Origin of the sequence: Pseudomonas sp. S31, assembly GCF_016648105.1 — a bacterium.
Taxonomy (GTDB): domain Bacteria; phylum Pseudomonadota; class Gammaproteobacteria; order Pseudomonadales; family Pseudomonadaceae; genus Aquipseudomonas.
On the sequence record NZ_JACVVE010000036.1, the window covers coordinates 52320 to 60697 of the forward strand.

Annotated in this window: 4 protein-coding genes and 1 pseudogene; 3 read left to right on the plus strand and 2 right to left on the minus strand. The window is 64.1% G+C overall.

The window, feature by feature from the left end; all coding sequences use genetic code 11:
* Positions 1 to 173 precede the first annotated feature (173 nt).
* Positions 174 to 3986, minus strand: a complete 3813-nt coding sequence (locus tag IAE37_RS22470; protein ID WP_201177103.1) for a sensor domain-containing protein — start codon at positions 3984 to 3986, stop codon at positions 174 to 176.
* Positions 3987 to 4235: 249 nt separating this feature from the next.
* Between IAE37_RS22470 and IAE37_RS22475 the strand changes: the two genes are divergently transcribed.
* From IAE37_RS22475 to gdhA, 3 genes are all read left to right on the plus strand, one after another.
* Entirely contained in the window at positions 4236 to 4643 is a 408-nt protein-coding gene (locus IAE37_RS22475; protein ID WP_201177105.1) for a hypothetical protein, read from the plus strand.
* Positions 4644 to 4914: 271 nt separating this feature from the next.
* Positions 4915 to 6582, plus strand: a complete 1668-nt coding sequence (gene ettA / locus IAE37_RS22480; RefSeq protein WP_201177107.1) for an energy-dependent translational throttle protein EttA — start codon at positions 4915 to 4917, stop codon at positions 6580 to 6582.
* Between the two features lie 302 nt (positions 6583 to 6884).
* Entirely contained in the window at positions 6885 to 8225 is a 1341-nt protein-coding gene (gdhA, locus tag IAE37_RS22485; protein WP_201177106.1) for an NADP-specific glutamate dehydrogenase, read from the plus strand.
* A 56-nt stretch (positions 8226 to 8281) separates the two neighbouring features.
* On the opposite strand, the pseudogene IAE37_RS29100 reads toward gdhA, so the two are convergent.
* Positions 8282 to 8378: pseudogene (locus IAE37_RS29100) on the minus strand (transcription elongation factor GreAB); the annotation flags it as partial.

Below are 8378 nucleotides of genomic sequence, written 5' to 3' on the forward strand. Positions count from 1 at the left end.
GTCCTCAAGGATCGGGCTGAATTGGGGGGGCATTCTAACCGATTGCCTCGGGCCTGGCATATGAAGTGACGTCAAGTCGCGGACCAATGGGCCTCATGTTGCATCCCGCGCCCTGCCTGGGCTGGATGCGGGTTTGAGTTGACCTGGAAGTCCGCTTTTTGCGACAGCAGGGTTCACTGGAACATGAACTGCGCCTCGAACTGATCGGCCGGCATCGGCCGTCCGAACAGGTAGCCCTGGACCTCGTCACAATCGTGCTCGCGCAGGAAACCAAGCTGTTCGTGGGTTTCCACGCCTTCGGCGATCACCGCCAGGTTGAGACTGTGGGCCATGGCGATGATCGCCCGGGCGATTTGCGCATCCTGTTCGCCCTCGGGCAGGCCGTCGACGAAGGTGCGGTCGATCTTCAGCACGTCGATGGGGAACTGCTTGAGGTAGTTGAGCGAGGAGTAGCCAGTGCCGAAGTCGTCGACCGCGATGCTCAGGCCCAGTTTCTTCAGGCTGTCGAGAATCTGCATGGCTTCGTTGACCTCGCGCATCAGGATGCTCTCGGTCAGCTCCAGCTCCAGGCACGCCGGCGGCAGGCCGGTCTCGTCGAGGATGGTGGCGATCCGCGTGCCCAACTGGCCGTCGGAGAACTGCCGCGCCGAGATGTTCACCGACACCTTCGGCACCCGCACCTTGGCGTTGTGCCAGGCCTTGAGTTGGCGGCTGGCTTCACGCAATACCCAATCGCCGACATCCACCACCAGGCCCAGCTCCTCGATCACCGGGATGAAGTCGCCCGGCGGCACCAGCCCGCGGGTTGGATGGCGCCATCGCAGCAGGGCCTCGGCCCCGGTCAGGCGCAGGCCGTCGCCGCTGAACTGCGGCTGGTAGTAGAGGATGAATTCGTTCTGCTCCAGGGCGTGGCGCAGGTCGCTTTCCAGCTCCAGGCGCTCCAGGGCGCTGGCGTTCATCTCGGCCTGGTAGAACTGGAAGTTGTTCTTGCCACGCTCCTTGGCGTGGTACATGGCGGTGTCGGCGTTCTTCATCAGCTGGCTCAGCTCGCTGCCGTCCTGAGGGCTGAGGGCAATGCCGATGCTGGCGGTGACGAAGAACTCGCGGCTTTCCAGCACGAATGGCGTCACCAGGCTGCCGAGGATGCTCTCGGCCACGTGGATGGCGCGATTCAGGGCCATCTCGCGGGTGGCGCGCGGTTGCAGCAGCAAGGTGAATTCATCACCGCCCATGCGTGCTACGGTGTCGTCTTCGTCGACGCAGGCCAGCAGGCGCAAGGCCATGTCCTTGAGCATGGCGTCGCCCGCGGCGTGGCCGAGGGAGTCGTTGATCGGCTTGAAGCGGTCCAGGTCGAGGAACATCAATACCACCCACGACTTCTGCCGCTCGGCCTGCTGCAACGCGGTGTGCAGGCGATCCTGGAACAGCGTGCGGTTGGGCAGGTGGGTCAGGGCGTCGTAGTAGGCCAGGCGGTGGATGCGCTGCTCGCTGGCCTTGCGCTCACTGATGTCGGTGAAAAAGCACACGTAGCTGGCCAGGTCGCCTTCGTCATCGAATACCGCAGTGATGCCGACCCAGGCTGGATAGCGCTCGCCATTGCGGCGCTTGAGCCAGACTTCGCCTTCCCAGCTGTCGTTGTCGTGCAGTTGCTTGATCACGTAACGCAGATGGCCTTCCTGCTCCTCGTGGACCGTGAGTATGCCAGGCAGTTGGTCGAGGACTTCGTCGGCCGCGTAACCGCTGACGCGGCTGAATGCTTCGTTGGCCTGGACGATGTAGCCGGCCGGGTCGGTGATGAGGATGGCCGAGGTCGAATGCTCGAAGACTGTGGCGGCCATGCGCAGGTCTTTTTCCGCGCGGCGCTGCTGGCTGATGTCGCGGCCCACGCCGAGCACACCCTCGAAGCGCTGGTGGTCATCCCATACCAGCACCAGGCGCAGCTCGATGGGAATCTTGCGACCATCGGCGCGCAGGCAGTCGAACTGGAACAGCTGCATGGGCAGCTGCCCCCGCAGTTGCGCCAGCTGCTCATGGTCGCCCATGGACTTGCCGACCCGTTCCATCAAGCTGTAGATGCCGGTGAGCTGGGCTGGGTTGGCGATGATCGACTGCCAGCCGTTGTCGAAGATCCAGTCGACCGGGTAGCCCAGGACCGCCTGTACCGACGGGCTGACGTAGTTGAGCTGCAACTGGCGATCGGTCGAGAAGATCACGTCGCTGATGCTCTCGGCGAGCAGGCGATAGCGCTGTTCGCTGTCACGCAGCGACTGGCTGGCCTCGATCTGCACGGTCACGTCCTTGCCCACGCCGATGATCCGGGTGACCAGGCCATCGGCGTCGCGGGTCAGCACCTGCTCGCGGATTTCGTAGCTGCGCCAGTTGCCGTCGCGGTGGCGAAAACGCAGCTGGCAGTGCAGCGATTCGTCGTCGGCGGTGCCGCGCTGCTGCTGGCGCGACGCCTGATACAACGCGGCGTCGCCGGGATGCAGCAGCAGTTCCCAGAAGCGGTCGCCCATCTGCGACAGCTCGGTGCGGTCATAGCCCAGGGTCTGGCCGAGGTGGCGGTTGGAAAAGATCATCCGCTGGCTGCAGACGTCCTGCACGTACAGCTGATCGGGCACGGTACGGACCACGTCCGACCAGAAGCTTTCGCGTTCGAGCAACGACAGCTCCACCTGCTTGCGGCTGGTGATGTCGCTGATGCTCAGGATCACCGCCTGGTAGTCGCGGCGTTGCTCGGGTAGGCGGGCCATCAGCCACAGGTGCAGCTCGCCGCCCTGCGGAGCCGGCAGGCGCACTTCCAGCTCCAGCAACGGGCGTTGTTCGATCAGCGCATCGATCAGTTGCATGCCGATGCTGTCGCGACCGTCGCCGCTGCCGTCGATCAGGCGCTGCCAGGCGCCTTCGTGGCATTCGACGTTGAGCAGTTGGCGGGCTACCTGGTTGATCTCGGTGATCTTCAGCTCCAGCAGTAGCGAACGCCGCAGGTTCGGGTCCAGCGCCAGGCTTTGCTTGAGCGCGGCGTAATTGCGCAGGTGGTAGCGGTCGAGCTGGCCGGGCAGGCTCGACAGGTCGAGCACGCACAGCGCCACGCCGGTGCCTTCGAAGATTTCCTGATAGCGCCGACGGTCCTCCTGCAGTGCCCGCTGGCGGCGGCGCATGCTCATCAGCGCGAGTACCGGCAGCAGGGCGCAGAGCAGCACCAGCAGGCATTTGCCGATCAGCGCCGGCAGCAGCTTCTGACGTGCCAGGTCGGCATCGTAAAGGCCGCGCAACTGCCAGGTACTGTTGTTGATGAACGCCAGCATCACGCTTTGCAGCGCCGCCGTGCCGGACGCCCCTGCGCCATGCCGCTCGAGCACCTCGCCGCTGCGGCTGTTCTCCAGCAGCCAGAGGGTTTCCCCTGGGCGTTCGAGGTGGCCGATGAGCGACTGGTAATAGTCGCGTGACAGGCGCAGTAGCCAGTAGCCGCGGTCCTGCTCGGGCGCCTGGCGCAAGAGCAGGTAGATGGTCTGGTTGTCCGGGGCGTTGGCGAACAGGTAGGCGCGGCCCTGGTTGAGCGTCAACAATTCGCCAATCATCTGGCGGTCGGGGCTGCCGGCCAGGGTATCGCTGCGGATTCGCCCGTCATGGTCCAGCCAGGCCAACTGTTGCAAGGCGGGCAGGCGTTCGCGCAGGGTGGCCAGCAGGCTGGGCAGGGCGCCGGGCGACGGTGGCTTGACGTAAGGCTGGACCAGGTTGGTCGCCTGCTCGGCCTTCAGCGCCAGGTTGAGACTCAGGTGGTCGGCCAGTTCGGCGCTGGTCACCAGGTGCTGCTGGCGCTGTTCGGCCTGGGTATGGCTGAACTGGGCGAACAGCTGCCACAGCAGCAAAGCCAGCAGTGCCAAGGCCAGCAGGGCCAGCGCAGCCTTTACCGTGGCATGCAGCGAGGCGGCAGAACTGCTGCGCGAGAGGGGCGGCAATGACGGTTGAGTGAGGTCGGTCAAGCGTTGGTCCTGCGAATAGGCTGGCGATGGCAGGTTCGGGACATGCACGGTGTGTGCCGCTGTCTGAGTCGATCAAGGGCGCGCACTATAAGGCCGAGCGCCCGAAATCAGCTAGCATGCCTGGCATTGTGGCAAACTGCCAGCACTCGGGTGTGGGCCGACGTCCGACGGGCCGGGGTTCGGCAAGGCCCTGCAACTTGTGCGAGAATGCCGCCCGCTTCAATGACAACGCATCGGAGATGTTCGGTTTTGGTTACACACTATTCCACCAATGGCCTCGATTCCGCCTGTGGGCGCAGCAGTCAGACCCTGGTCAGCACTGCCGTGACCGAGGACGTGTCGTGCAAATCCTGCCAGCGCTCGCTGGTCAAGCCTGACCCGGCGGCCGTGGCCAAGGCCAAGTCGCCCTCGCTGGCCGAGCTGCGCAAGAGCGCCAAGGCCGCCGCGCCTGCCGTCGCGCCAACTGCGCCAGCTGTGGCCGCCGCGCCCGTTGTCGCGGCGAGCAAGCCCAAGGCTACCGTTGCCCAAACCGCAGTTGCCGAGCAGCCCGCCCGCAGTGGAGGTTTCAGCGTGAAAGCCGCCTGGGCCGCGCGCCTGGCCGAGCAGGGCGACCGCTGCCGGTTGCCGCGGGGCAAGGCCAGGCAGCGCCACGTCTGAGCCCTTGGCGGTAACCGCTCGGCCTATTCGCGGGTAAACCCGCTCCTACAGGTATACCGCAAACCCCTGTAGGAGCGGGTTCACCCGCGAATAGGCCGCCGCAGGACTCCGAGAGTCTCCCCAACCGCCCACCATCCGACCACCCTGTGCAACGCCGCGCGTTGGCGTAGAATGGTCGTCTTTGTTCAATGACACCCGTCAACACATCACCCGGCCCGCCAGGCTGGGCGATCGTCGATGTCTTCACCTATATGAATTAGAGGGCTTGGTTTTGGCTCAATACGTCTACACCATGCATCGGCTGAGCAAGGTCGTGCCGCCGAAGCGGGAGATTCTCAAGAATATTTCCCTGTCGTTCTTCCCGGGCGCCAAGATCGGCGTGCTTGGTCTGAACGGTGCAGGTAAGTCCACCCTGCTGCGGATCATGGCAGGCGTCGACAAGGAATTCGACGGCGAAGCCCGGCCGATGCCCGACATCAATGTCGGTTACCTGCCCCAGGAGCCGCAGCTGGACCCGACCAAGACCGTGCGTGAAGTGGTCGAGGAAGCGGTCAGCGTGATCAAGGACGCCCAGGCTCGCCTGGACGAGGTCTACGCCGCCTACGCCGAGCCCGATGCCGACTTCGACAAGCTGGCCGCCGAGCAGGCCAAGCTCGAGGCGATCCTGCAGGCCGCCGACGGCCACAACCTGGAGCGTCAGCTGGACGTAGCCGCCGACGCTCTGCGCCTGCCGGCCTGGGATGCCCGTATCGAACACCTTTCCGGTGGTGAAAAGCGCCGTGTCGCCCTGTGCCGCCTGCTGCTGTCGGCTCCCGACATGCTGCTGCTCGACGAACCGACCAACCACCTGGACGCCGACTCGGTGGCCTGGCTGGAGCGCTTCCTGCACGACTTCCCGGGCACCGTGGTGGCCATCACCCACGACCGTTACTTCCTCGACAACGTCGCGGGCTGGATCCTCGAGCTGGACCGCGGCGCCGGCATCCCGTACGAAGGCAACTACTCGGGCTGGCTGGAAGCCAAGTCGGAGCGTCTGGCGCAGGAGTCCAAGCAGCAGAGCGCCCATGAAAAAGCCATGAAGGAAGAGCTGGAGTGGGTGCGCAAAGGCGCCAAGGCCCGCCAGTCCAAGTCCAAGGCACGTCTGCAGCGCTTCGAGGAGATGCAGTCGCAGGAATTCCAGAAGCGCAGCGAAACCAACGAGATCTACATCCCGGCCGGTCCGCGCCTGGGCGACAAGGTCATCGAGTTCAAGAACGTCACCAAGGGCTATGGCGATCGCGTACTGATCGACAACCTGTCGTTCGCCATGCCCAAGGGCGCCATCGTCGGTGTGATCGGCGGTAACGGTGCCGGTAAGTCGACCCTGTTCCGCATGCTGATGGGCAAGGAACAGCCGGATTCGGGCAGCATCGAGATCGGTGAAACCGTGCAACTGGCATGCGTCGACCAGAGCCGCGAGGACCTGGACGGTGCCAAGACCGTGTTCCAGCAGATCTCCGACGGCTCCGACCAGATCCGCATCGGCAGCTACGAGATCCCGTCGCGTACCTATGTCGGTCGCTTCAACTTCAAGGGCGGCGACCAGCAGAAGTTCGTCAAGGACCTCTCCGGTGGTGAGCGTGGCCGCCTGCACCTGGCGCTGACCTTGAAGGAGGGCGGCAACGTCCTGCTGCTCGACGAACCGTCCAACGACCTCGACGTCGAGACCCTGCGCTCGCTGGAAGAAGCCCTGCTGGACTTCCCTGGCGCCGCCATCGTGATTTCCCACGACCGTTGGTTCCTGGACCGCGTGGCGACCCACATCCTGGCGTACGAGGACGACTCGAACGTGGTGTTCTTCGAGGGCAACTACACCGAGTACGAAGCCGACCGCAAGAAACGCCTCGGCGATGCAGCGACTCAGCCGCACCGTGTACGGCACAAGAAGCTGGCTCAGTAAGCCAGACTTTTGATGCACAAGAATGGGGCCCTTCGTGGCCCTATTTTTGTGCTTGGTTGGAAAGCAGCGTGGGCTTCTTCGCGGGTAAACCCGCTCCTACAGTCTGCGGTTTTTTGTAATCCCCCGTAGGAGCGGGTTTACCCGCGAAGAGGCCCACGCCGAAGCAGGGTTTTGTATACATTTACATAAACGCACCAAAAAATTTCATAAAAACGACATAACGCCCTATTCCAGTGCGATTGCTTCTTGGTACATTCCTGAAAAAACCTATAAGTCCAATCCCTCTTGGTGAGATGTCTACCATGATCGAATCCGTCGACCACTTCCTCGCGCGCCTGCAGCAACGCGATCCAGGCCAGCCAGAATTCCACCAGGCGGTGGAAGAAGTGCTGCGCAGCCTCTGGCCGTTCCTCGAAGCCAATCCCCATTACCTGCAGACCGGTATCCTCGAGCGCATCGTCGAGCCGGAGCGCGCAGTGTTGTTCCGCGTGTCCTGGGTCGATGACCATGGCAAGGTCCAGGTCAACCGCGGCTACCGCATCCAGATGAACAGCGCCATCGGCCCGTACAAGGGCGGCCTGCGTTTCCACCCGTCGGTGAACCTGAGCGTGCTCAAGTTCCTGGCGTTCGAGCAGACCTTCAAGAACTCCCTGACCTCCCTGCCCATGGGCGGCGGCAAGGGTGGTTCGGACTTCGATCCGAAGGGCAAGAGCGACGCTGAGGTCATGCGTTTCTGCCAAGCTTTCATGAGCGAACTGTACCGCCACATCGGCGCCGACTGCGACGTGCCGGCCGGTGACATCGGCGTGGGCGCCCGCGAGATCGGCTTCATGTTCGGCCAGTACAAGCGCCTGGCCAACCAGTTCACCTCGGTACTGACCGGCAAGGGCATGACCTACGGCGGCAGCCTGATTCGCCCAGAGGCCACCGGCTACGGCTGCGTGTACTTCGCCGAAGAGATGCTCAAGCGCCAAGACAAGCGCATCGACGGTCGCCGCGTGGCCATCTCTGGTTCTGGTAACGTCGCCCAGTACGCGGCGCGCAAGGTCATGGACCTGGGTGGCAAGGTCATCTCGCTGTCCGACTCCGAGGGCACCCTGTACGCCGAAGCCGGCCTGACCGATGCCCAGTGGGACGCATTGATGGAGCTCAAGAACGTCAAGCGCGGTCGCATCAGCGAGCTGGCCAACCAGTTCGGCCTGGAGTTCCGCAAGGGCCAGACTCCGTGGAGCCTGGCGTGCGACATCGCCCTGCCATGCGCCACCCAGAACGAACTGGGCAGCGACGATGCCCGTACCCTGCTGGCCAACGGCTGCATCTGTGTCGCCGAAGGCGCCAACATGCCGACCACCCTGGACGCTGTGGATATCTTCATCGAGGCTGGCATCCTCTACGCCCCGGGCAAGGCTTCCAACGCGGGTGGCGTGGCAGTGTCGGGGCTGGAGATGTCGCAGAACGCCATGCGCCTGCTATGGACTGCCGGTGAAGTGGACAGCAAGCTGCACCACATCATGCAGTCGATCCACCATGCTTGCGTGCACTATGGCGAAGAGGCCGATGGCACCGTCAACTACGTCAAGGGCGCGAACATCGCTGGCTTCGTGAAGGTTGCCGATGCCATGTTGGCCCAGGGCGTGGTCTGATCTTCAGTCTGTTGGGGCCGCTCTGCGGCCCTTTCGCGGCGCAGCAGCCCCAGGCCTCAACCGTCGCCCCAGATATCGACCACCTCGATCGCCGTATCCCCCGCCGGCCTGCGCCATACCACCTCATCCCCAGGCCCCGCCCCCCCCCCCCCC